The 24,269-nt window shown below is 66.5% G+C and carries 19 protein-coding genes, 2 tRNA genes and 1 riboswitch; of the genes, 16 read left to right on the top strand and 5 right to left on the bottom strand.

The window, feature by feature from the left end:
* The first annotated feature begins 1 nt into the window (after position 1).
* The 11 genes from OOZ63_RS03560 (at position 2) to OOZ63_RS03510 (ending at position 9,478) form a co-directional block, all read left to right on the top strand.
* Positions 2-1,300, top strand: coding sequence for a sulfate adenylyltransferase subunit 1 (locus OOZ63_RS03560; protein WP_266003947.1), 1,299 nt, complete (start codon positions 2-4; stop codon positions 1,298-1,300).
* 2 nt (positions 1,301-1,302) lie between these two features.
* Entirely contained in the window at positions 1,303-2,067 is a 765-nt protein-coding gene (gene cobA / locus OOZ63_RS03555; RefSeq protein ID WP_266003946.1) for a uroporphyrinogen-III C-methyltransferase, read from the top strand.
* Between the two features lie 72 nt (positions 2,068-2,139).
* Positions 2,140-2,463: a ferredoxin FdxA gene (gene fdxA / locus OOZ63_RS03550; protein ID WP_266003945.1), complete on the top strand. Its 324-nt coding sequence runs from the start codon at positions 2,140-2,142 to the stop codon at positions 2,461-2,463.
* A gap of 4 nt (positions 2,464-2,467) precedes the next feature.
* Positions 2,468-3,562 (top strand): NAD(P)/FAD-dependent oxidoreductase, encoded by a 1,095-nt coding sequence (locus OOZ63_RS03545; protein ID WP_416234690.1) that lies wholly within the window; start codon positions 2,468-2,470, stop codon positions 3,560-3,562.
* Positions 3,563-3,611: 49 nt separating this feature from the next.
* Positions 3,612-3,713: riboswitch (TPP riboswitch) on the top strand.
* Positions 3,714-3,786: 73 nt separating this feature from the next.
* Positions 3,787-5,919 (top strand): TonB-dependent siderophore receptor, encoded by a 2,133-nt coding sequence (locus OOZ63_RS03540; RefSeq protein WP_266003943.1) that lies wholly within the window; start codon positions 3,787-3,789, stop codon positions 5,917-5,919.
* A gap of 36 nt (positions 5,920-5,955) precedes the next feature.
* Positions 5,956-6,031 (top strand) — tRNA-Asn (locus OOZ63_RS03535).
* Positions 6,032-6,096: 65 nt separating this feature from the next.
* Positions 6,097-6,172: transfer RNA gene (locus OOZ63_RS03530), tRNA-Asn, on the top strand.
* Positions 6,173-6,245: 73 nt separating this feature from the next.
* Positions 6,246-6,635, top strand: coding sequence for a glutaredoxin family protein (locus OOZ63_RS03525; RefSeq protein ID WP_266003942.1), 390 nt, complete (start codon positions 6,246-6,248; stop codon positions 6,633-6,635).
* Positions 6,632-6,976 (top strand): zinc ribbon domain-containing protein YjdM, encoded by a 345-nt coding sequence (locus OOZ63_RS03520; protein WP_266003941.1) that lies wholly within the window; start codon positions 6,632-6,634, stop codon positions 6,974-6,976. The genes OOZ63_RS03525 and OOZ63_RS03520 overlap by 4 nt, the downstream gene beginning before the upstream one ends.
* A gap of 15 nt (positions 6,977-6,991) precedes the next feature.
* Positions 6,992-8,314 carry a leucine-rich repeat-containing protein kinase family protein gene (locus OOZ63_RS03515; RefSeq protein ID WP_266003940.1) on the top strand — a complete coding sequence of 441 codons (1,323 nt, stop codon included), beginning with the start codon at positions 6,992-6,994 and terminating at the stop codon, positions 8,312-8,314.
* Between the two features lie 663 nt (positions 8,315-8,977).
* Positions 8,978-9,478, top strand: a complete 501-nt coding sequence (locus OOZ63_RS03510; RefSeq protein ID WP_266003939.1) for a hypothetical protein — start codon at positions 8,978-8,980, stop codon at positions 9,476-9,478.
* 22 nt (positions 9,479-9,500) lie between these two features.
* On the opposite strand, the gene OOZ63_RS03505 is transcribed toward OOZ63_RS03510, so the two are convergent.
* Genes OOZ63_RS03505 through OOZ63_RS03495 form a run of 3 tightly spaced genes read right to left on the bottom strand, consistent with a single transcriptional unit; the run spans position 9,501 to position 14,036 of the window.
* Positions 9,501-11,453, bottom strand: a complete 1,953-nt coding sequence (locus tag OOZ63_RS03505; RefSeq protein ID WP_266003937.1) for a MacB family efflux pump subunit — start codon at positions 11,451-11,453, stop codon at positions 9,501-9,503.
* Positions 11,454-11,455: 2 nt separating this feature from the next.
* The gene (locus OOZ63_RS03500) at positions 11,456-12,658 is read right to left on the bottom strand and encodes an efflux RND transporter periplasmic adaptor subunit (RefSeq protein WP_266003935.1); all 1,203 of its coding nucleotides are present in this window, start codon (positions 12,656-12,658) and stop codon (positions 11,456-11,458) included.
* A 1-nt stretch (position 12,659) separates the two neighbouring features.
* Positions 12,660-14,036, bottom strand: a complete 1,377-nt coding sequence (locus OOZ63_RS03495; protein WP_266003934.1) for an efflux transporter outer membrane subunit — start codon at positions 14,034-14,036, stop codon at positions 12,660-12,662.
* A gap of 294 nt (positions 14,037-14,330) precedes the next feature.
* On the opposite strand from OOZ63_RS03495, the gene OOZ63_RS03490 reads away from it, so the two are divergent.
* The 5 genes from OOZ63_RS03490 (at position 14,331) to OOZ63_RS03470 (ending at position 22,082) form a co-directional block, all read left to right on the top strand.
* Positions 14,331-14,525 (top strand): zinc-binding dehydrogenase, encoded by a 195-nt coding sequence (locus tag OOZ63_RS03490; RefSeq protein ID WP_266003933.1) that lies wholly within the window; start codon positions 14,331-14,333, stop codon positions 14,523-14,525.
* A gap of 520 nt (positions 14,526-15,045) precedes the next feature.
* Complete coding sequence (gene rsgA, locus OOZ63_RS03485) at positions 15,046-16,131, top strand: ribosome small subunit-dependent GTPase A (protein ID WP_266003932.1); 1,086 nt, start codon at positions 15,046-15,048, stop codon at positions 16,129-16,131.
* 69 nt (positions 16,132-16,200) lie between these two features.
* Positions 16,201-17,802 (top strand): serine hydrolase domain-containing protein, encoded by a 1,602-nt coding sequence (locus tag OOZ63_RS03480; protein ID WP_266003931.1) that lies wholly within the window; start codon positions 16,201-16,203, stop codon positions 17,800-17,802.
* Between the two features lie 97 nt (positions 17,803-17,899).
* Positions 17,900-20,194, top strand: a complete 2,295-nt coding sequence (locus tag OOZ63_RS03475; RefSeq protein ID WP_266003930.1) for a TonB-dependent receptor plug domain-containing protein — start codon at positions 17,900-17,902, stop codon at positions 20,192-20,194.
* Between the two features lie 124 nt (positions 20,195-20,318).
* Positions 20,319-22,082: a diguanylate cyclase gene (locus OOZ63_RS03470; RefSeq protein WP_266003929.1), complete on the top strand. Its 1,764-nt coding sequence runs from the start codon at positions 20,319-20,321 to the stop codon at positions 22,080-22,082.
* 61 nt (positions 22,083-22,143) lie between these two features.
* On the opposite strand, the gene OOZ63_RS03465 is transcribed toward OOZ63_RS03470, so the two are convergent.
* A complete protein-coding gene (locus OOZ63_RS03465; RefSeq protein ID WP_266003927.1) occupies positions 22,144-23,316 on the bottom strand; it encodes a BMP family ABC transporter substrate-binding protein in 1,173 nt (390 codons plus the stop codon).
* A gap of 28 nt (positions 23,317-23,344) precedes the next feature.
* Positions 23,345-24,265, bottom strand: coding sequence for an ABC transporter permease (locus OOZ63_RS03460; protein WP_266003926.1), 921 nt, complete (start codon positions 24,263-24,265; stop codon positions 23,345-23,347).
* Positions 24,266-24,269: the final 4 nt, after the last annotated feature.

The following is a 24,269-nucleotide window of genomic DNA, read 5'->3' as shown; positions in this document are numbered from 1 at the left end:
CATGAGCGCCGTTTTGAATCCGCTGGTCCACGAACAGGATGTGGACACCCATCACCGCGCGCTGCGCTTCCTGACCGCTGGCAGCGTCGATGACGGCAAGAGCACTTTGATCGGCCGCCTGCTGTTCGACAGTCGTGCCATCCTGGCCGACCAGCTCGACACGCTGCAAAAGCGCGCCGCCGGTGCCCCCATCGATCTGAGCTTGCTGACCGACGGCCTGGAAGCCGAGCGCGAACAGGGCATCACAATTGATGTGGCCTATCGCTACTTTGCGACCAGGACGCGCAAGTTCATCATTGCCGACGCGCCCGGCCATGAGCAATACACCCGCAATATGGTCACCGCCGCAGCCGGCTCAGACGCTGCCGTCGTGCTGGTTGACATCACCAAGCTCGATGTCAGCCAGGCCGAGGTGCAGCTGCTGCCGCAGACCCGTCGCCACAGCCTGCTGGCCCATTTGCTGCGCGTGCCGAGCATCGTGTTCGCTATCAACAAGATCGATGCGGCCGAAGATCCGGGCGCCGCGTTCGCCACTGTCAGCAAGGCCTTGCACGCCTTCGCCGCCCAGGCTGGGATCGAAGTCACGGCCATCGTACCGGTCTCCGCGCTGCGCGGCGACAACGTGACCCAGCCACTGGACGCAGCCTGGTACGACGGCCCCTCGCTCTTGCAGGTGCTCGAAGGCCTGCCGGCCGTGCAGGAGAAGGTCGAGGGTCAGCTCCTGATCCCGGTGCAGTACGTGGCGCGTGAGGGTGAAGGCACCGGCAACCAGCCGCGCACGTTGTGGGGCCGCATCGCCCATGGCCAGGTCAAGGCCGGCGACACGGTGCAGATTCTGCCCAGCGGTGAGACGGCGGTCGTCGCCGAAGTGCGCCGAGCCGGCGAGACCGTGGCCCACAGCGTGGCCGGCGAGTCGGCCGGCGTCGTGCTGGACCGCCAACTCGACGTCAGCCGCGGCGACTGGATCGTCACGCCGGGTTCAGCCACCCCGGTGCAGAGCTTCGAGGCGACCTTGGCCTGGCTGGACACCGAGCCCGCGCAGATCGGCCGCAAGTACTGGGTGCGGCACGGCAACCGCTGGGTTCAGGCCCGCATCAGCGCGATCGAGCACAAGCTCGACGTCAACAGTCTGGCCGAGACCCAAGCCCATGAGCTGGCGGTCAACGAGATCGGCCATGTGCGCATCGAGGTGCAGCAGGCCCTGCCGGTCGAGCCCTATGCCAACAACCGCGTCGGCGGCGCGCTGATCGTGGTCGACCCGACGAGCAACCGCACCAGCGGCGCGCTGCTGGTGCGCTGATCATGGCTGCCGGCAAGGTCATCTTCGTCAGCGCCGGCCCAGGCGCGGCAGATCTCATCACGCTGCGCGGCGCACGTGCGCTCGCAGCCGCCGATGTCGTGCTGTTCGACGCCTTGACCGACCCGACGCTGCGCGAACTTGCACCCCAAGCCCGCTGGCTGGACGTCGGCAAGCGCGGATTCACCAACAGCACAGCGCAGACGGCGATCAATGCGCTGCTCGTCAAGCAGGCGCTCAGCCATGCCGTGGTCGTGCGGCTCAAAGGCGGCGATGCCAGCATCTTCGGGCGGCTCGAAGAGGAGCTGCTGGCCCTTGGCCAGGCTGGCATCGCCTGCGAAGTCGTGCCCGGCGTCACCGCCGCGCTGGCCGCCGCCGCCCATACCCAGCGCCCGCTGACCCGTCGCGGTCAGGGCCGCAGCGTCAGCCTGACGACCGCGATGACGCAGGAGGGCGCTCTGCGCGCACTCCGGTCGGCCGATACCGAGGTCTTCTATATGGCCGGGCGCCAGCTCGCCGCGCTGTCGCGCAAGCTGGTCGAGGCCGGCTGGCCGGTGGACACGCCATGCAGCGTCGTCTCACGTGCCGGCTGCGCCGACGCGCTGGCCAGCGAGCACCCAGTGTCAGGTCTTGCGGCCGCCGCCTTGCTGCACAACGGCCGGCCGACCGTCGTCACCGTGGGCGCCGGCGCCCGGGTGGTGGTGAAAACCGTACCCAAAGCCCCTGAGCTTGAGCGGCAACAAAGCCGGGCCAAGACCCTCAGTGATTAAAATCAGCCTCCTGCCACCGCCGGGCCGTCCAGGTCCGACCGGCACCTGGCCCTAAAAAACCCGAGTTTTCCCATGACACACGTCGTTACCGAAGCCTGCATCCGCTGCAAATACACCGATTGCGTGGATGTCTGCCCCGTCGATTGCTTCCGCGAAGGCCCGAACTTCCTGACCATCGACCCCGATGAGTGCATCGACTGCGCCGTGTGCATCCCGGAGTGCCCGGTCAATGCCATCTTGCCGGAGGAAGATGTACCGGGCAATCAGCAGCACATGATCAAGATCAACGCCGATCTGGCCAAGAGCTGGCCCAGTATCACCAAGCGCAAGCCGGCACTGCCTGATGCCGATGACTGGAAGGATCGCACGGACAAGCTGTCCGAGCTGATTCGCTGAGCCCCTGCACCCTCACGCCGCCGTGACTACAGCGCTGCCCGTGATCGAAACCGATGCCGTCATCGTCGGTGCTGGCCCGGTGGGCCTGTTCCAGGTCTTCGAGCTAGGCCTGCTGGAGATCAAGGCACACATCGTCGACTCGCTGGCCTATCCGGGCGGCCAGTGCATCGAGCTTTACCCCGACAAGCCCATCTATGACATTCCGGCCGTGCCGGTGTGCACCGGCAAGGAGCTGACGGACAGCCTGCTCAAGCAAATCGAGCCTTTCGGTGCGACCTTCCATCTGGGCCAGGAGGTCACGGTGGTACAGAAGCAGGAGGACGGTCGCTTCTTCGTCGCGACTGCCAAGGGGACGCAGTTCCTAACCAAAACCCTCTTCATCGCCGGCGGCGTTGGCAGTTTCCAGCCCCGCACACTGAAGGTCGAGGGCGCCGAGGCCTTCGAGGGCTCGCAGCTGCACTACCGCGTGCGCGGGCCGGAGCAGTTTGCCGGCAAGAATCTGCTGGTCGTAGGCGGCGGTGATTCGGCGCTGGACTGGGCACTGAATTTTTGCGCCGGCAATGCCGACGGCAACCCGCACAAGGCCGAGAGCGTGATCCTCGTGCATCGCCGCGACGGCTTCAAAGCCGCGCCGGCCAGCGTGGCTAAGATGCGCGCGCTGTGCGAGGCCCAGGAGATGCAGTTCCTCGTCGGCCAGGTGAGCGGCCTGGTTGAAGAAGGCGGAGCGCTGACCGGTGCCCGGGTCACCGGGGCCGATGGCGTCACGCGCATCGTGCCCTGCGACCAGGTGCTGACCTTCTTCGGTCTGAGCCCCAAGCTCGGCCCGATCGCCGAATGGGGCCTGGCGCTGGAGCGCAAGCAGATCGTCGTCGACACCGAGAAGTTCGAGACCAGCGTTGCGGGCATCTTCGCGGTCGGCGATGTCAACACCTATCCGGGCAAGAAGAAGCTGATCCTGTCGGGCTTTCACGAGGCCGCGCTGGCAGCCTTCGGCGCCGCGCCCTATGTGTTCCCCGACAAGCGAATCCATCTGCAGTACACGACCACCAGCCCGAAGCTGCACAAGGTGCTCGGGGTCGAATCCCCCGTGTTCGACTGAAAACGCGACGCCGCTACAATACGGCCACGCTCCAAAGCAACGCTCTGGGGCTATTCGCTAGGGGTGTTGGTTCATCAGATGAGCCGACTGAGAAAGTCCCTTTGAACCTGATTGAGGTAATCCTCGCGCAGGGAAGCACGCCAAAGCCACCGTCAAGCACTGCCCCTTTCTCCTGTTGACGTGCGCGCTTTCGCGACGCCGACCTGCCATCGCTTGCAGTCCCGATGGCACATCAACATCTGACCCTTTTGGCCGCCGCGCTGCTGTGCAGCACGCTGGCTCATGCCCAACAACAGGCCCTGCCCGCCGTCTCGGTCAGCGGCCGCTCGGCCGACACGCCCGTCAGCATCGGCGGCTTCGGCGACATGCCAATCGCCAAGCTGCCGATCCAGGCCACCTTGCTGGGCAGCGAGCGTCTACTGGATCTCGGCCTGAGCTCGCTGGCAGGCATCACGGCGCTGGACGCCAGCATCGGCGACGCCTACAACTCGCAGGGCTATGTGTCCTATCTGAAGATCCGCGGCTTCGATCTCGACAACCGCTTCAACTACCGACGCGACGGCCTGCCCATCAATGCCGAGACCGCGCTGAGCCTGTCCAACAAGAGCAGCATCGAGGTGCTCAAGGGCAGCTCCGGCATCCAGGCCGGCACCAGCGCGCCCGGAGGGCTGGTGAACCTAGTCGTCAAGCGCCCCACCGCCGCACCGCTGAGCAGCCTGCTGCTGAGTGTCAGCGAGCGCGGCTCGGTCGAGGCCGGCGTCGACCTAAGCCGACGCTTCGGCGAGGCTCAGGTCTTCGGCCTGCGGCTCAATGCCACGGCAGCCGAGCTACGTCCGCAGTTGCGTGATGCCAAGGGCGAGCGCCGAGCCTTCGCGCTGGCGGGCGACTGGCGCGTCGCGCCGGACACCCTGCTGGAGGCCGAGTTCGAATGGAACCGTCAGAGCCAGCCCAGCCAGGCTGGCTTCAGCCTGCTCGGCGAGCGCTTGCCCGATGCGAAGTCCATAGACCCACGCATCAATCTGAACAACCAGGACTGGAGTCAGCCGGTGGTGTTCGACAACAGCCACGCGTCGCTGCGGCTGCAACAGCGCCTGAATGCGGACTGGAAAGCGCATGCCCATCTGGGGCTGCAGCGGCTCAAGACCGATGACCGGCTGGCCTATGCATCGGGCAAGTACGACCCGCTGACTTACGCCTGCGCGCCCTGCGACCGCTATGCCGAGGACGGCAGCTTCTCGGTGTGGGACTTCCGCAGCGACAACGAGCGCCGCGACAGCGACGCGCTGGACCTGTCGCTGGCAGGCCGTTTCACTGCCGCGGGTCTGCGCCATGAGCTGAGCACAGGGCTGCTGTTGAGCCGCTTCGAGAGCCGCTTTCAACGCCAGGCCTACAACCTCGTCGGCGTGGGCACGATAGACGGCAAGACCCAGGTCGGCGCCGACCCCAGCCTGACCGACGAGAACACCAACCGCGACGAGCGCAGCCGCGAGTTTTATCTGCGCGACACGATCCAGCTCGGCGCCCAATGGCAGGCTTGGCTGGGTCTGCGCCACACACGCCTGACGCGCGACAGCGCGCGCACCGATGGCTCGCGCCCCACCCACTACAGCCAGAGCTTCACCACGCCCTGGCTGGGCCTGAGCTATGCGCTTTCCAGCCAACACATGGTCTATGCCAGTTGGGGTGAAGGCGTCGAGTCCGAGGTCACGCCCAACCGCAGCCGCTACACCAATGCCGGCCAGGCCCTGCCCGCGTTGAAGAGCGAGCAGTTCGAGATCGGCTTCAAGGCCGGCAGCAACTCCGTGGATTGGGGCATCAATGTCTTCGACACCCAGCGCCCGGCCTGGCGTGACGTCGGCACATGCGACGACGACAACAGCTGCACGCGCGTTGCCGATGGCGACGCCCGGCATCGCGGCGTCGAGGCGCAAGCCGACTTGAAGTGGCGCGGAGGCGGCCTGCTCGCCAGCGCGATGAAGTTGCGTGCGCGTCGCCAGGGCAGCGCCGACATCAGCCTCAACAGCCTGAAGCCAGCCAATGTGGCCGAGAGCTCGCTGAAGCTGCAAGCGCGGCAGAACGTCGGCCTGCCCGGGCTGCAGTTGCAAGCCGGCCTGGTGTACGAGGGCGCGCGCGCCGTGCTGCCCGACAACAGCCTCAGCATCCCGAGCTGGACCCGTTTGGATCTGGGTGCGCGCTACGAGCAAAGCGTGGGCAATCAGCTGCTGATCTGGCGAGTCGGCGTCGACAACGCCGCCAATCACCGAGCCTGGAAGGAGTCCCCCTTCCAATACGGCCATGTGTATTTGTACCCACTCGCTCCCCGCACCTGGCGCGCAAGTTTGGAACTGAGCTTGTAATGCTCGAAAAATCCGGTCTATAATGCAAGGCTCTGTTCCTCGATAGCTCAGTCGGTAGAGCGCCGGACTGTTAATCCGTAGGTCCCTGGTTCGAGCCCAGGTCGAGGAGCCAGATTTTCATTGGCAGTGGTACGGATCCGCTGTCGCAAACAAAAGCAAAAGTACATACCGAACAATTCCTCGATAGCTCAGTCGGTAGAGCGCCGGACTGTTAATCCGTAGGTCCCTGGTTCGAGCCCAGGTCGAGGAGCCAAATATTGAAGCCCTGCATGTGAAAGCGTGTGGGGCTTTTTTCTTGCCCGCTCTTTTTTTTGATCCGCCCCGCCATGAAGCCACTTATTCGACTCTTCTTCAGAACCCTGCGCATCCTGCTCGGCCCGGTCATGTTGCTCAAGGAGCGCCTGTCCCGCCCGGCGGCCTTGCAGCGGCCCGCCGAGCAACAGGCCGACGTTGATCGCCAGTGCGCTGGCCTGGCTCTCTATCAGTTCACGACCTGCCCCTTCTGCATCAAGGTCCGCCAGGAGATGCATCGCCTGGCCCTGCCAATCAAGCGCCTGGACGCCCAACACGAAGCCGAGCATCGCATCGCCCTGCAGCAAGGCTCCGGAGCGAGCAAGGTGCCGTGCCTGAAGATCACCGACGCCAGCGGTACCGTGCAATGGCTGAGCGAATCCGGCGCCATCATTGCCTATCTGCGCGGGAGGTTCGCGGCATGAGCGCCCTGCCGAACTGCCCCAAGTGCAACTCCGAGCTGACCTACGAGGACGGCGGCCAGTTCATCTGCCCCGAGTGCGGCCATGAGTGGTCGGCCAGCGAATCTGCCGCCGCCACCGACGATGGCCCACGGGTGATCCGCGATGCCAACGGGAACGAGCTGAAGGACGGCGACACTGTCACCGTGATCAAGGACCTGAAGATCAAGGGCTCGTCCCTGGTGGTCAAGGTCGGCACCAAGGTCAGGAACATCCGCCTGACCGACGGCGATCACGACATCGATTGCAAGATCGACGGCATAGGGGCGATGGGATTGAAGTCGGAGTTCGTCAAGAAGGCCTGAGCGCAGGCACCATCGATGAGCACCCATACTCTTGAGCATCTGCGCTCCGGCACCCTCGCCGGCTCGCGCCGGCTGGCGCTGCGCGACGGCCTCGGCGAATTTCCCCGTGAGATCTTCGATTTGGCCGAGACGCTGGAAGTGCTCGATCTGTCTGGCAACCGGCTGTCGAGCCTGCCCGACGACCTGCCCCGCCTGCACCGGCTGCGCATCATCTTCTGCTCGACCAACCGCTTCACTACGCTGCCCGCCGTGCTGGGTCGCTGCCCACAGCTGGAGATGGTGGGCTTCAAGAGCAACCAGATCTGCCGGGTGCCAGCCGAGGCCCTGCCTGAGCGGCTTCGCTGGCTGATCCTGACCGACAACGAGATCGAGGCCCTGCCCGCCGAGATCGGCCGCTGCGGTCGGCTGCAGAAACTGGCGCTGGCCGGCAATCGACTGCGCGCGCTGCCTGCCGCTATGGCTGCCTGCACGCGGCTCGAACTCTTGCGTATCTCGGCCAACCGGTTGGCAGCCCTGCCAGGCTGGCTGCTCACACTGCCCAGGCTCAGCTGGCTGGCCTATGCCGGCAATCCTTTTTGCGAGGCCCGGAGAACCCAGGAACAGGCCACGTTGGCGCAGGCACCGCTGGCCACGATACCCTGGCGCGAACTGCGCCTGCAAGAGCAACTCGGCGAGGGCGCCTCGGGCGTGATCCATCGCGCCGAGCGACTCGACTGCGGCACGCCAGTTGCCGTCAAGATCTTCAAGGGGGAGGTCACCAGTGACGGGCTGCCGCGCAGCGAAATGGCGGCGGCATTGCTAGCCGGCGACCATCCGAACCTTATTCCGCTGCTGGGTCGCCTCAGCGGCCATCCAGCCCAGGCCCAGGGCCTGGTGATGCAGCTGATCACGCCCGAATTCCGCAGCTTGGCCCAGCCGCCCAGCCTGGACTCCTGCACGCGCGACGTCTACCCGGACGGCAGCCGCTTCGAGCTTGGCAGTGCGCTTGCGCTGGCCCAGGGCATCGCCTCGGCGGCGCGCCAGTTGCACCAGCGCGGTGTCAGCCATGGCGATTTGTATGGCCACAACATCCTGCACGACGGCCGGGCTCAGGCCTACCTGGGCGACTTCGGCGCGGCCTCGCTGTTCGACCCCGACGACAGGCAGACAGCCCTTGCCTTGCAACGATTGGAAGTGCGCGCCTTCGGCTGCCTGCTCGAAGAGCTGCTGGCCCACATCGAACCCACGGCGGCGACTCAAGCGCGACTGGACTCGCTGGATGCGCTTAGCAGAGCCTGCCTGAGCGAGGCCGTGGCGAGCCGACCGCTGTTCGCGGAGCTCGAGGCAGCGCTGCGCTAAGCGAATCCGGTCCGAGCGCCTTGTGCTTATGCCCCATGGTGCGCGTCCCCAGCTGTGACCAACTCAACCCATCACGTCCGCAACCGATCCCGACCGTACGCCGCAGCCTGAGGCGCCACCGGACCTCGAAGCCTGCTGCGGACCGGGCCTCGGACCTGACCCTTGCGGCGATAGCGGCCCCGAAGCAAGGCGACCCGGTGCTCCGTGCTCCCATCAGTGGCTTGCTCGCTCGGAGCTCACGGACATGTTCGATGACACGCATACCGGCGGCGGCGCTCATCAAACCGGTCTATGCGGACTTCTGCTGCGTCGGTTTCATGTCTTCAAGCCCTGGACCCATTTCCGGTTGAGGCGCACCTATCTGCCAGGCTGGGATCCGCAGTGCTGCTGGCGAGCCAGGCCGCCGAGGGCGAGCTGATAGACCCCGAGGACTTGGCGACGTACGAGTAGAGCGAAATGGGCTGATATGGGCGCGGGTCAATTGCATCAGATGGTTGTCCCGAGGTCGGAACGCGCTCGCGAAGCACCATGTCGAGAAGCTGGCCGCCGAACTCGGCAAGCGGCGCGGCGCAACAACTGAAACCGCGGCGACGCTGCAGACGAAGCAGCGCTGATACCGAAGCGGCTCAGAGTTCGGTTCACCGTCAAACTCTGAGACGTCCGATGCAATCCTTCACTTCTAGATGCGCGCTCGCGCTAGCCGCCACGCTCGCCGCAGGCACGGTCGGCGCCACCGCAGGTGACGCACAACTTGCCCGCCTGGCCGTCTGCGCCGACTCCTGGTACGAATGGAACCAACAGGACCCGCAGCGCATGCGCGGCTTCGCCCAGGCCTTCCAGGCTCGCTTTACCCAAGTGCCCAAGGAGCCGGCCTTCGACCCGAAAGCGCCGCTCACTGTCATGGGACTGCCGGTGCTGCAGGCCTTCCCCGGCAGCGTCGGCATGGGCCTGGGCTTCTCGTTGAGCGTGCGCGCCGGCTTTGCCGAGGCGCGCCAGGCAATGGAGAAGCAGCTGGGCCGGGCCATGCAGTGCGAGCGCAGCGACGGCGCGATGGCCTGCGAGCTCAAGCTCGGCGAGAAGAAGACTGCGATGCTGATTGCGCCGCTGCAAGCCAGCGACCGTCAGCCGACGCTGCTGGGCTGCTATTACTTCTATCAGCCCTGAGTAGCCCTCGCCGGATCGGCCGTCAGGGCCGCGCCAGCGCCTCGACGGGGTCAAGTCTTGCTGCGCTCCGTGCCGGCAGGAAGCCGAAAACCACGCCGATCAGGGTCGAGACCGCGAAGGCGCCGATGATCGCGCTGCTGGAGAACACCATGCGGAAATCCTTGACGAAGTGGTCGAACAGCGCGCCTGTGCCAAGCGCCAGCGCCACGCCCATCGCGCCGCCGAGCACGCAGACCAGCACTGCCTCGATCAGGAACTGACGCAGGATGTCGCCCTGCCGCGCGCCCACCGCCATGCGCACGCCGATCTCCTGGGTGCGCTCGGTCACCGAGACCAGCATGATGTTCATCACGCCGATGCCACCCACCAGCAGCGAGATCAAGGCGATCGACGAAATCAGCAGCGTGATGGTCTGCGTGGTCTGCTCGATGGTCTGGCGGATGCTGTCGGTGTTCATCAGGAAGAAGTCTTCCTTGCCGTGGCGCTGGCTCAGCAGCCGGGTGATGCCCTGCTCGGCCACATTGCTGGCCACCGTATCGCTGACCCGCACCGTGATGCTGCGCAGATAGTCCTGACCGGTCATGCGGCTCATCGCGGTGGTGTAGGGCAACCAGACATTGAGCGCATCAGCGTTGCCGAAAGCGCTGCTCTTCTTCTCGGTAACACCGACGATGCGCAGCGGCACGCTGCCCAGCAGGATCACCTCGCCCAACGCAGGTTCGCCATTGGGGAACAAGGTTTTGCGCGCGTTGTCGTCGATCACCGCCTCCTGGGCCTGCAGGCGCACCGCGTCCGAGTCAAATGCCTGGCCGGCCGCGAAGCTGTAGCCGCGTACGCGGAAGAACTGCTCGCCGACCCCGCTGATGCTGGCCGAGACATCGACGTTGCGGTAGCGCAGGCCGGCATTGACGCTGACGGTGGGCGTCACGCTGTCCACATAGCCGAGCTGGGCCAACGCCTGGGCGTCGCCCGAGCGCAGCGTGCGGATAGCGCCGGCACGCCGGTCGCCGAAGCCGCTGCCGGGCATGATGTCGATAGTGTTGGTGCCCATCGCGCTGATGTCGGACAAGATGCGCTGACGCGAGCCCTCGCCCAGCGCTACGACCGACACCACCGAGGCGATACCGATGATGATGCCTAGCATCGTCAACAGGGTGCGCAGTCGGTGGTTGACCATCGCACGCAAGGCCATGCGCGTGGCCTCGCCGATGCGGCCGACCAAGGCGCCCAGGGCGCTGCCCGGCTTGGCAAGCGCCTCGCGCTGCAGCCTTGCCGGCGCTGGCGCGTCTGCTTTACGCCGGTCGGCCACGATCTCGCCGTCGCTGATCTCGATGACGCGCTGCGCATGGGCGGCCACCTGGGCATCGTGGGTCACCAGGATGATGGTGTGGCCGTCGGCATGCAGTTCCTCCAGGATCTTCATGACCTCCTGGCCGCTGGCTCGGTCCAGCGCGCCGGTAGGCTCGTCGGCCAGGATCACATCGCCGCCGTTCATCAGCGCCCGCGCGATCGAGACACGCTGCTGCTGGCCGCCCGAGAGCTGGCCGGGCCGGTGCTGGGTTCGCTCGGCCAGGCCCAGCCGGGCCAGCAGGCGCTGGGCGCGCTCATGGCGCTGTGCTGCGGCGGTGCCAGCGTAGATGGACGGGATCTCGACGTTGCCGACCGCGCTGAGATCGCCCAGCAGCTGGTAGCGCTGGAAGATGAAGCCGAAATGCTCGCGGCGCAGCCGTGCCAGCGCGTCGGGCGCCATTTCGCCGGTCTCCTGGCCGGCCACCTTGTAGCTGCCGCGAGTCGGCCGGTCAAGGCAGCCGAGGATATTCATCAAGGTGGATTTGCCCGAGCCCGAGGGGCCCATGATGGCCACCATTTCGCCGGCCTCAATCGCAAGATCGACATTGCGCAAAACCGCGACGACGCCATCGCCGGCCGGGAATTCGCGCGTCAGTCCGCGCACCTCCAGAAGCGCTGTGCTCATGCTCAGAACATCCGCACGCCGCGCGAGCGCGGCACCGCCGAGGCGCCGGCCCCACCGGCCTCGCTAGTGATGACCTGCTCGCCGGCCTTCAGCCCGTCAAGCACCTGGGCCTGCACACGGTTGTTCAGGCCGATGCGCACCGTCTTCTCGACGACTTTGCCCTCGCTCTCCAGCACCTTTACGCGGTAGCTGCCGTCGCGCGCGCGTTGACCGAGCGCCGCGCTGGGCAGGGTCAGGACTTGCTGGGCCCGGGCCAGCACGATGGTGGTCTGGGCCGTCATGTTGATGCGCAGTCTGCCCTCGGGGTTGGGCACGTCGAAGATGCCGTTGTAGTAGATCGCGCTGGTGGTGCTGGTGGAGGCCGAACTGGTGGCGCCGGTTTCGCTGGCAAGGGTCGTCGGCCCCGGCTCGACGGCGCGCAGCTTGACCTCGATGCGCCGGTCCGGCTCGCCTAGCAGGCTGAAGTACACCGGCATACCGGGCTTGACCTTGGGTACATCGGCCTCGGAGATCTGGGCCTTGACCGTCATGGTGTCAAGTCTTGCTAGCTTGATGATGGTGGGGGCCGACTGGTTGGCATTGACCGTCTGGCCCTGCTCGGTGACCACGGCGACGACCACCCCATCCATAGGCGCGGTCACCCGGGTGTAGCCCAGATTGACCTTGGCCGTGTCCTCGGCCACGCGGGCCTGGGCGATCTGGGCCTGCTGGGCGGCGATCTCGGCCGTGGTGGTGCTCAAGGTTGCCTCGGCCGCCTCCAGGTCGGCGCGGGTGCCGGCATCGATGGCCACCAGCTCGCGCAGCCGCGCGGCCGCCAGCGTGGCCTGCTTCAAGGCGGCCTGACGTGCGGCCAGCTGGGCCTGCGCGCTTTGCAGCGCGGCCTGTGCATTGCGCAGATTGTTCTGCTGAGTCAGCGCATCGATCTCGGCGATCAGCTGGCCCTGCTTGACGGTATCGCCCAGGGCCACATGCAGACGCTTGACCTCGCCGGTCACCTGCGCACCAACACTGACCAGCTTGTAGGCGCCGATGGTGCCGGTGGCCAGCACGCTGTCCTCGATATCGGCCAGGGCCACTGCGGCGGTGGCCACCTGGGGCGGCGGCGCGGGCGTGAAAAAGAAGTGCTTGATCGCCCAGCCAGCCACGGCCAACGCGGCCGCGATGGCGAGCAGGCGCCAGGGTTTCATCAGAGTTTTCACAGTCATGTCAGTTCTCATCTTTCCAACCTCCGCCCAGCACCTTGTAGAGGGTGATGCGGTTGCTCTGTTCGGCGAGTCGCAAGGCGATAAGCGCCTGCTGCGACGAGTACAGCGAACGCTGAGCATCAAGCACTTCCAGTTGGGTCGTGCTGCCGGCACGGAACTGCGCCTCGGCCAGGCGCAGCTGGCGCTCAGCGCCGGCATTCAGCGAGGTTTGTGCGGCCAGGCGCTCGCCCAAAGTTGCGCGCACCGCCAGCGCATCGGCGACCTCGCGGAAGGCGGTCTGCACCGACTTGTCGTACTCGGCCAGCGCGACCTGGCGGTTGAGTTCTGCCACCTGCACCGCGGTGCGGCTGGCGCCGCCGTCAAAGATGGGCAGGGACAGCGAGGGGCCGAAGCTCCAACTGCCGCTGCCCGACTTGAACAGACCTGAGAGTTCCCTGCTGGCACTACCAGCCGAGGCCGTCAGCGAGATGCGCGGAAAGCGTTCGGCGCGGGCGACGCCGATGTCGGAATGGCTGGCCTGCAACTGGTGCTCGGCGGCCCGCACATCTGGGCGGCGCTGCAGCACGCTTGACGGCACACCGGCCGGCAGTTCCACCAGCAGGCTGATCGCAGCGCCGCCCTCGTCACCGCGCGGCAACAGCTCGTCCGGCAGCGCAGCGCCAAGAAGCAGGTTCAGCGCATTGCGGTCCTGCTCAATCAGGGTAGCGTAGTTGGCGATGTCTACGCGTGCCGAATCGACGGCAGTCTGCGCCTGCGTCAGCGCCAGACCGGTGATAGCACCGAGCTCGTGCATGCGCTGGTTCAGCGCCAGACCGCGCTGGCGAGTCTCCAGCGTCTGCCGGGCCAGGCGCTGACGCTCCAAGTCGGCCGAGAGCGTCAGCCAAGCGTTAGCGACCTCAGCGACCAGGCTGATCTGCACGCTGCGGCGCGATTCGGCAGTGGCCAGATAGCTCTGCAGCGCCGACTCGCTGAGGTTCTTGACCCGGCCGAACAGGTCCAACTCGTAGCCGGCCAGGCTCAGGCTGGCCGACAGGCTGCTGCCATTGTCGGAGCGGCTGGCGCTGACGCCCGCATTCACAGTCGGCAGGCGGGCAGCGTCGGTGATGCGGTACTGGGCGCGGGCGCGCTCGACATTCAGCGCGGCCACGCGCAGATCGCGGTTGTTGGCCAACGCCAGCTCGACGCTGCGAAGTAGCCGCTGATCGTCGAAGAAGGTCCGCCAGCTCAGTTCGGCGGCGTCCTTTGCCGGGGCTTGAACCGGACTCTGGCGAGAGGCCGGCACCGCAAGGTCAGGTCTTGTGTACGTCGGCGCCAGGTTGGCGCAGCCCACCAGCGCGGACAGCGCGAGGATCGGCCATCGGGAACGGAACAATGCCATGCGGGAAGCCTTTGTAGAGACGTTCCCATCATGGCAGAGGCATGTACCAGCTTCTTGAAGGCCTTGTAAAGAAACCCGCCCGGCTCAGTCCGTTGCCCACAGCACGCTCAAAAGGGTCTGCAGCGTGGCCAGGACCTCGGCCGACAGCGCCGGTGCCGTCGTAGCAGTCGCACGTGCAATTACCAGGCCGCCGACCAGCGCCAAAAGGGTGCCGATCGCAGAGGCCCTGACGGCGGCATCGGGTACCGCGCCGTTTCGTCGGCACTGGCCCTGCGCTTGGCGCCGTTCGGCCTGATGGGGCCGTACGCTATGGTGCTGATGGACCGCTTAGGCCTGCGCGCAGTGATTGGCGAAGCCGCGGCACTGATCGACGCCGGCCTGATCCGGCCGCTACCTGACCCGCAGCGCTTCAAGCTGACCCAGGCACAGCAGGCGCATGAACTGGTGAGCGGCTCCGCACGAGGCAAGGTAGTGGTCGACATCGAATAGCAACGCCTTTCCTTTGCTTCTCGTCAAATCACCGTCACATAGCGCGGGCACAATACAAACCACTGAGACAAACAAAACCGGCTGCAGATTGGGCAGAGTTCTGGAACCCGTCACCAGCGTCATTCAGTAACACCGTCTTGCCACAATGGTGGCATGTCCGGAAGCCACGAGGGCCACACCGCAAGGTGGTGGCCCTTTGCTTATTGGGCTGGCCTCTTGGTCCGGCATAACGAGCTGGCGCTGTGGTTGCGCGCCCACGCCGGCGCTTGACGCTGGCTGCCCCAGCGCCGCACACTGCGCAGCTTCATCCACCCACACAGGAGTCCGCTATGGCTGCACATGATCTTGCCCTGCCGCTGTCGGCCGACATCCTCCTTGCGCTGGGTCTGCACTGCACGAACGCCTGACGTTCCGAGCGCCCCGCCGCTGGTGAGCGGCCGACAACACGACGACCTTCCCGCCCGATGCTGAATGCATCGGCCAGGATTTCCTTCGTTCGCCTGTTTGTCCCTCCATCACCATGCTAGACACCTCTGCTATCGAGGCCCTGCGTACGCTGGGCCTGAACCTGTCTTTTCTTCCCGGACTCGCCCAGCTCGACTGGAGCCAAGACGCCACGCTGTGGCGCATCACCGAGGTACAGCGCGACCAGCTGGGCCTGCAATCCGACCAGGGCGCCTGCCGGGCCCGCGCACTGCCGGCGCTGCAACAGGCGCTGTTCGCCGACTCGCGCCAGCTGGCCGTCGGCGACTGGGTGCTGGCGCGCCGCAACGCGCTGGGCGAGACCTGGGTCCATCAGTTGCTGCCTGCGCTTAACAGCCTGAGCCGCCGCGACCCGAACGGACAGCGCCAGGCCCTGGTCAGCAACGTCGACACCGCGCTGCTGGTCATGGGGCTGGACCATGACTTCAATCTGGCGCGGCTGGATCGCTATCTGGTGCTGGTGCGCGGCTCGGGCGTGCCAGCCGTCGTCGTGCTCAGCAAGGCCGATCTGTGCCGCGATGTAGCGGCGCGGGTGGCCGAGCTGCGCGAGCATCTGGCGCTGAGCCGCAATGCGGTGATGGAGGTGCTGGCCGTGGACGGCACGCAGGCCGGTACGCGCAAGCAGCTGGCCCCCTGGCTGGGCCTGGGCCAGACCCTGGTGCTGCTGGGCTCCAGCGGCGCCGGCAAGTCGACCCTGACCAACACGCTGTGCGATGCCGCGCTGCAGGACACCGGCGGCGTGCGCCAGGACGACAGCCGCGGCCGCCACACGACCACGGCGCGCAGCCTGCACCGAACAGCAGATGGCGCCTGCATCATCGACACGCCGGGCCTGCGCGGCCTGCAGCTCGATGCCAGCGCGGCCGAGCTGGACCAGGCCTTCGACGATGTGCTCAGCCTGGCCCGCAAGTGCCGCTTTCGCAACTGTACCCATGGCGACGAGCCTGGCTGCGCGGTGCGTGCCGCGCTGCCGCCGGCGCGGCTCAAGAGCTATCAGAAGCTGCAACGCGAGGCCGGGCGCGACAGCATGGGGCCGCTGGACAGGCGCGCCCGGCTCAATGAGTGGAAGGCCCGCGGGCGCGCCGCGCATGCGCAGATTCGCTCCAAACGGGGTGAGGGATGAACGGTGCGGCGCTCGCACGGCGAAGCCCGAACCGCGTGCGACACTGGCTTGACTCAGGAGATGCCCGCGATGAAGACAGATCTGCACAGCAAAGTCGATGCCATGTTTGCCGACCTGGCCGGTCGCGCGGTGCCAGGTCTTGCCGTCGGTGTACTGCACGGCGGCGAGGTGCTGCTCAACAAGGGCTACGGACTGGCCAGCCTGAGCCAGCTCACGCCGATCCGCGCCGACACGCGATTTCGCATCGCCTCGGTGTCCAAGCAGTTCACCGTGGCCGCGGCCTTGCTGCTGGAGCGGCGTGGCCTGCTGAGCCAGGACGACGATGTACAGGCCCATGTCCCCGAGCTGGCGGCTCTGCCAGAGCGCGTGACGGTAGGCCATCTGATGCGCAACACCAGCGGTCTGCCCGACATGCTGGAGCTGCTGCGCCTGGGCGGCGTCAATCTGGACCAGCGGGTCGACCGGGCCGGTCTACTGGCCGCGATGGCGCGCAACAGCCATCTGAACTTCGCGCCCGGCAGCCGCTTTCTCTACTGCAACAGCGGCTTCGCGCTGCTGGGCGAGATCGTCGAACGGATCTCGGGGCAGAGTCTGGATGCTTTGCTGCAGACCGAGTTCTTCGGCCCGCTGGGCATGGGCTCGACCCGCATGCTGGTCGAGAGCGACGTGCCGCTACCGGGACTGGCCTCGCCGTATCTTCCGGCCCCGGGCAGCGATGGCGGCTGGCGGCGAGCCCAGCACGGCTTTGAGCACGGCGGCGAAGGCGGTCTGGTCTCCAGCGTACCGGACCTGCTGCTGTGGGCCGCCCATCTACTGCAGCCGACACCGGGCGTGGCCGATATGGCCGATGCGCTGGGGGCTCGGGTTGCGCTGAACCAGGGCGCGGACTCGCCCTATGCCTATGGCCTGGAACACAGCCGCCTAGATGAGTTGGCGGCGCTGGGTCATGGCGGTCTGTGGCCCGGCTATCGCACCGAGTTTTTGCTGCTGCCCGAGGCAAATTTGGCGGTGGTCGTGATCAGCAATGACGGCGCGCAGAACCCCTACAAGATTGCCCGCGACATCGCCCGAGTGGTGCTGGACCGGCCAGCGCCGGTGCCGGCGTCCTACCCGGATGACGCAGCGGCCCTGGTCGGCAGCTGGCTGAATGCCGAGCAGGGCCAGTTCTTCGAGCTGAGCCTGCAGAGCGGGCGGCTGATGGCCCAGCAATGGGGCGCCAGCTTCGAGCTGCAGCCCGAGGCCGATGGCCGCTGGCTGCCGCTGCGCGGCGCCTATGAATTCGAACTGCAGGGTCTGCAACAGGACGGTCGCTTGAGGCTGGGCATAGGCGCCGGGCGCAGCGTCGACTGCCGACGCGTCACGAGCCGGGCGACGCTGCCGCCCAGGCTGGCCGGCGACTATTGGTGCGAGGACATCGCGACGCTGTGGCGCATCCAGGCGCACCCGCAAGGCCTACGTGTCTGGGTCGAGGGGCCTCAGATGAAGGTGCAGCAGGCCTGGACCCTGCACGGCCTGGACGACCAGCTGTGCGAGCTGCGCGGCGCCGGCTACTGGGCGCCCACCCATCTGCTGCTGCGCGCAGCGCAGGGCAGCGAGCAAACAGTCAGCCACTTGATCGTGGATAGCGCCCGCATCAAGGGTTTGCGATTCAAAAGACACAACGCTCTGTAAAGAAACTTAAACCCCTTGGCGGCCCGGCTGCCACCCGCTGCAGGCATGCGATGCTCGGCCCGCAATCCTGCGCTTCGAGACCCGCGCGCTCGCATCCATGCCGTCCAGCACCCCACGCCATCGTCCACCCTTTTACCCTCTGGCGCTGAGCCTCGCGCTGAGCCTGCTGCACTGGTCCTCTCAGGCCCAAGGCACGCCCGACACCGCCCCGGTTGCCAAGCCACCGTCTCCCGCCCCGCAGCGGCGACCGGCTCCGCAGCGCCCGCCAACGGCCAACCCCGAACAGCTAGATCGGGTTCAGATCCAGGGCGGCCCCAGCGACACGATGCAGCGCCGCGCCTCCACCGCCTCCAAGATCATCATCGGCCGCGAGGAGCTGGACCGCTTCGGTGACCCCAGCGTCGCCGACACGCTCAAGCGCCTGCCCGGTGTCACACTCGGCGGCCGTCCCGGACGCGGCGGCGGCGTGCGCATGCGAGGCATGGGCGGTGGCTACACGCAGATCCTGGTCAACGGCGAGCGCATGCCACCGAGCTTTTCGCTGGAGGAGCTGCCGCCGGACCAGATCGAGCGCATCGAGGTGATGCGCGCGCCCACAGCCGAGTACGGTGCCCGCGCGGTGGCCGGCACGATCAACATCGTGCTGCGCGAGGCCTTGCAGAAGAAGCTCAACGATGTGGCACTGGCGCTGGCCGGCGAACGCGGCGTCGTCAGCCCGCAGTTCTCCTGGACCCGCAACGACAAGCTCGACGACGAGGGCGGAGCCTACAGCCTCTCGGTCAATGCCGGCGAGAGCAAGCGGCGCGACGATGCCGACAGCCTGGTCACGACCCGCCGCCTCTCGGACGATCTGATCCTCAATGAGCAGCGCCACACCGGCCAGAGCGAAGACGATCGCCGCCGCGTCAATCTGAACGCCCGCATCCAATGGCGGCTCGCTGGTGGCGACCTGCTGACCCTGATGCCAATGATGGCGGCCGCCAAGGGAACAAGCAGCAGCCTGCGCCGGCAGGAGGCCAGCCAGGCCCAGCTCAACTACGACACCGCGCTGACCCGCAATGACAGCGACTTCAGCCTGCTGCGCTTGAACGGCACGCTGAATCGCAGGCTCGGCGAGGACACGCGGCTGGAGCTGCGAGGCGCCGTCGGCAGCGCGAGTATGGACAGCGAGAGCCTGCGCCGCGAATGGCTCAAGACCGATCCGCTGCCCGACCAGCTGGAGGCCAGCCGCAACCGAGACCGCTCCTGGAACCTGGGCGCCAAGCTCTCGCACCTTATGGCCGAGGAGCACAGCCTGGTGGCCGGCCTGGAGGCCGAGGGCAACCGCCGCAGCCAGACCCGGCGCAGCCTGATGGACGGCATGCGCGTGATGGCGTTGGAGGAGTTCGGCGACGAGTTCGAGGCTTCCAGCCTGCGCCTGGCCGCCTATGCGCAGGACGAGTGGAAGCACAACGCCAACTGGTCGGCCTATGCCGGCCTGCGCTGGGAGGGCATACGCACCGAGAGCGATGCGCGCAATTACAGCGTCAAGAACGACTCTTCGGTTTGGACCCCGCTGCTGCATGCGGTCTGGAAGCCCGACGAGAAGAGCCGTGACCAGGTTCGCATGAGCCTGACACGCAGTTACCGCAGCCCCGGCACCCAGGACCTGATCGCCCGCCCGGTGATCAACAGCCAGTTCCCCGGCGGCGCCAACGAGCCCAACTATGCCGACCGGGTCGGCAACCCCGATCTCAAGCCCGAGATGGCCACCGGCATCGACCTGGCGCTGGAGCGCTATCTGAGCAAGGGCGGTGTGCTCAGCGTCAGCGTGTTCGCGCGCCGCATCAAGGATCTGATACGCACGACGACCACACGGGAGGCCGTGTCCTGGTCCACCGAGCCGCGCTGGGTGGCCCGGCCGAGCAATATTGGCAAGGCCCTCACGCGCGGCATCGAGCTGGAGGCCAAGTTCCGGCTCGATGAGTTCATGGCCGAGGCTTTGCCCGTCTCGCTGCGCAGCAACATCAGCTTCTTCCGCTCCAAGGTCGACGGTATCCCCGGCCCGAACAACACGCTCGACCAACAGCCGCGGTACACAGCCAATCTGGGCGCCGACTACCGGCTGCGCAGCCTGCCGCTGACTCTGGGCGCAAGCGTCAACTGGGTGCCAGCCACGACCATCCAGCAGACCTTGATCCTGTCCAGCAGCGTACCGCGCCGCCAGGTCATCGACGCCTTCGCCTTGTGGAACATCAACCGCAGCACCGCGCTTCGCCTGTCCGGCGGCAATCTGGCGCCGCTGGACTACGACACCGGCAGCGTGATCACGACCGCCGATCAGTCCATCACGAGCGAGAACTACGGCCGCACCTTCATGAACTGGCAGCTGCGGCTGGAAATCAAGCTTTGACCAACGCGCCCTGAAGGCGGCGTGACCGAAGTCGCGGCGACGCTCAGGCACTTGCGCGGCGGCCGCGGGGCGAGAAGCGCACAACTTCTACAATCGATGCTCCTGCCCGTTTCCCCGCCTCTTCATGCTGGTTCGTCCGTCCTGCCTTGCCCGGTTTGCCTTGGCCCTGGTGCTGGTGGCATTCATGTCGCAGGTGCGGGCCGGCGACGCTCTGAGGCTGGATGACAGTCAGGCCGTGGTGCAGGCATGGTCGACGATCAGCCTGCTGTCAGACCCCAGCAAGACCCTGGGCGCGGCCGAGGCGCTGGCGCGGCTGGATCAGTTCCAAAAGCCCACCGGCCCGGCGTCCACGCTGGGCCTGCGTCGCGACGCCGTCTGGCTGCGCCTGCCGGTCGAGGTGCCAGCAGGCATCAGCGGACGCTGGGTGTTAGAGATCGACTACCCGGTGCTCAACCGCATCGATGTGCATGTGGTGAGCGAAGACGGCCGCCTGCTGCAACACGCGCGGCTGGGCAATCTGCAGCCCTATTCGCAGCGCCCTATCCTGAGTCGCTCCCATGCGCTGGGGCTGGATCTGGCGCCGGGCGCGCGCTATGAGGTGCTACTGCGGATCGAGACACTCGGCGCGATGATCGTGCCGATCAGCCTGAAACGCGCGCCCGCGTTCCATGAACACGCGATGGGCGAACAAATGCTGCAAGGCCTGCTGAACGGCCTGGGCCTGTGCCTGCTGCTCTACAGCCTGACGCAATGGCTGGCGCTGCGCGAGCCGCTGTTCGCCAAGTACGCACTGCTGATCAGCGGCAGCCTGATGTTCTCGCTGCTGCAGTTCGGCATCGGCGCGCAGTATGTCTGGACCGATATGGTCTGGATGGAGCTGCATGCGGGCGGCCTATCGGCACTGATGGCGGCCTGCGGCTCCTTCCTGTTCGTCGAGCAGGCCTTGGCTGGCCCGGACAGCCCCCGCTGGTTCTCGCGCGTGATGAAAGGCGGCGCAGCGCTGTGTGCGCTGGCGGCCCTGCTGTTCGCCCTCGACCTGATCGATGTACGTACGGTCACTGCGGTGATCGGCAGCCTGGGTCTGGCGCCGGCCTTGCTGGGCCTGCCCGGCGCCTGGCGGCGGATGCGCCGGGGCGATAGCGTCGGTGGCTACTTGCTACTCGCCTGGGCAGCGTACTTCGTCTGCACGGCCATCGCGGTGGCGGTGATCAAGGGTCACATCGGCGTGAATTTTTGGAGTATGCATGCCTTCCAGATCGGCGCAACGCTGGATATGCTGATCTTCATGCGCGTGCTGGGCTTGCGCACCGTGGCGATCAAGGCCGCCGCACGGCAGGCCGCGCATGAGCGCGATCTGCTGCATTCGCTGGCCCATACCGACGCGCTGACCGGCCTGGCAAACCGGCGCGGGCTGACGGCAGCGCTAAACCAGGCGCTGGCTGAGTGCGCGCCGACCCGCTTGGTGGCGGTATTCCTGATCGACCTCAATGGCTTCAAGCAAATCAATGACCAGCACGGTCATGAGGTGGGCGATCAGCTACTGATTGCCGTGGGTCAGCGCCTGCAAACCCTGCTGCACACCAGCGATCTGGTCGCACGGCTGGGTGGGGATGAGTTCGTTGTGATGTGCACGGGTCTACAGCACGCAGAGCAAGCCGAGCGTCTGGCCGAGCGTCTGAGCAGCGCCTTCGACACACCCTTCGATCTGCCCGAGCGGCTGCGCTGCAGCGTCGGCCTGACCCTGGGTCACACGCTGGCACCGCAGGATGGCACGGATGCCGCGACGCTGATCAAGCACGCCGATGCCGCGATGTACCGCGGCAAGTCGGCGCGGCATGGGGCGGCGACTGCGCCGCATCTGAGCACCTCGCCTCGAGGCTGCCCTTGAGGCCGCGTGGCTCTCCTCAGACGTGGCCGTCGCCGCCGCTGCCGCTGCCGATCGCCCGGGCTTACTTGCCGCTGGGCACCTTGCCCTCGACGCCCTGGATATAAAAGTTCACGCCCGACAGGAATTTGTCGTCAGCAACCTCGCCATCCTTCAGCACCGGCTTGCCGTCCTGGCCGGTGATCGGGCCCTTCCAGATCGAGAAGGAGCCGTCCTTTAGGCCGGCGCGGATGGTGTCGATCTGAGCCTTGACCTCGGCGGGCACGACCTCGTTGATTGAGACCATATCGATCGCGCCTTCCTTGACGCCCCACCAGGCATGCTTGCCGGGACCGGCCGTCCACTTGCCGTCCAGCGCCTCCCGTACCGAAGCGATGTAGTACGGCGCCCAGTTGATGATGGCCGAGCCAAGGTGGGCCTTGGGGCCGTAGGCCGTCATGTCCGAATCCCAGCCGAAGGCGAACTTGCCGTTCTTCTCCGCGGTCTGTAGCACGGCCGACGAGTCGGTGTTCTGCATCAGGACGTCGGCGCCGCCGTTGATCAGGCTTTGCGCGGCCTCGGTTTCCTTGGGCGGGTTGAACCACTCGTTGACCCAGACCACCTTGACCTTGATCTTCGGATTGGTCGACTGCGCGCCCAAGGTGAAGCTGTTGATATTACGGATGACCTCGGGGATAGGGATAGAGCCAACCACGCCCAGCGTGTTGCTCTTGGTCATCTTGCCGGCGATCACGCCGGCCATATAGGCGCCCTCGTAGGTGCGCGAGTCGTAGGTGCGCATGTTCTCGGCCTGCTTGTAGCCAGTGGCATGCTCGAATTTGACGTCCTTGGCATCGGGCGCGACCTTCATCATCGGCTCCATATAGCCGAAGGTGGTGCCGAAGATCAGCTTGTTGCCCTGGGTCACCATATCGCGGAACACGCGCTCGGCATCGGCCGACTCGGGCACCTTCTCGACATAGCTCGTGACGATCTTGTCGCCGAACTCGGCCTCGACCGCCTTACGGCCGTTGTCATGCGCAAAGGTCCACCCGCCATCGCCGACCGGGCCCACATAGGCGAACGCGATCTTCAGCGGCTCGGGCTTGGGTGCTGCGGTGGCCGAGGCCGGTTCGGAAGCCGCAGCCGGCGCGGCCGCCTCTTCTTTCTTGCCGCAGCCCACCAGGGCGGCGGTGGCGGCCAGCGAGGACCAGCCAGCCAGCTTCAATAGCTCGCGCTTGCTCTTCTTGATGCTCATTGCACTCTCCACAGTTGCATTGTTTCGGTCAGGAACCCGGGAAAAACGGCTTGCCCAGCGAGGCCGGCATATTGGCACGGATGAAGCTCGCGTTGCTGGAGATCAGCACCAGCACGACGATAGTGGACAGATAAGGCAGCATCGACAGGAACTGGCTGGCGATCTGCACACCCTGCCCCTGCAAATGGAACTGCAGCATCGTGACAAAGCCGAACAGATAAGCCCCTAGCAAGACACGCGCCGGGCGCCAGGTCGCGAAGGTCGTCAGCGCCAGCGCGATCCAGCCCTTGCCAGCCATCATGCCCTCCACCCACAGCGGGGTGTAGATCACCGAGACATAGGCGCCTGCAAGCCCGCACAGCGCGCCGCCGCCCATCACCGCAGCCAGTCGGATGCGCCGCACCGGGTAGCCCAGCGCATGGGCCGACTCGGGCGACTCGCCGACCGCGCGCAGCACCAGGCCCGCTCGCGAGCGGTAGAGGAACCAGGACAGGAACACCGTCAGCGCGATGGCCAGATAGACGACAGGATGCTGGCGGAACAGCGCCGGACCCAGCAGTGGAATATCGCTCAGCCAGGCCAGCGCGAAGCGCGGCCGCTCCAGCAATTTTTCCTGCACATAGCCAATGCCGACAAAGGCCGAGAAGCCGCTGCCGAACAGGCTCAGCGCCAGGCCGGCCGCGTATTGGTTGGTATTGAGCCAGATCACCAGCACGCCGAAGGTCCCGGCCATCAGCGCCCCCGCCCCCATGCCGGCCGCGAAGGCCAGCACGTCGCTGCCGGTGTGGACCGCGGTGGCGAAGCCGGCGATAGCCGCCACCAGCATCATCCCCTCGGCGCCGAGGTTGACGATGCCGGCCCGCTCGTTGATCAAGAGGCCCAGCGCGGCGATGGCCAGCAAGGTGCCGGCGTTCATCGCCGCAGCGACAAGCAGTGCGTAGCTTTCCATCGTC

The organism is Paucibacter sp. PLA-PC-4, from assembly GCF_026241155.1.
Taxonomy (GTDB): Bacteria; Pseudomonadota; Gammaproteobacteria; order Burkholderiales; family Burkholderiaceae_C; genus Roseateles_E.
The sequence above is the reverse complement of the archived record's forward strand: the minus strand, read 5'-3'. Positions and strand labels throughout refer to the sequence as shown.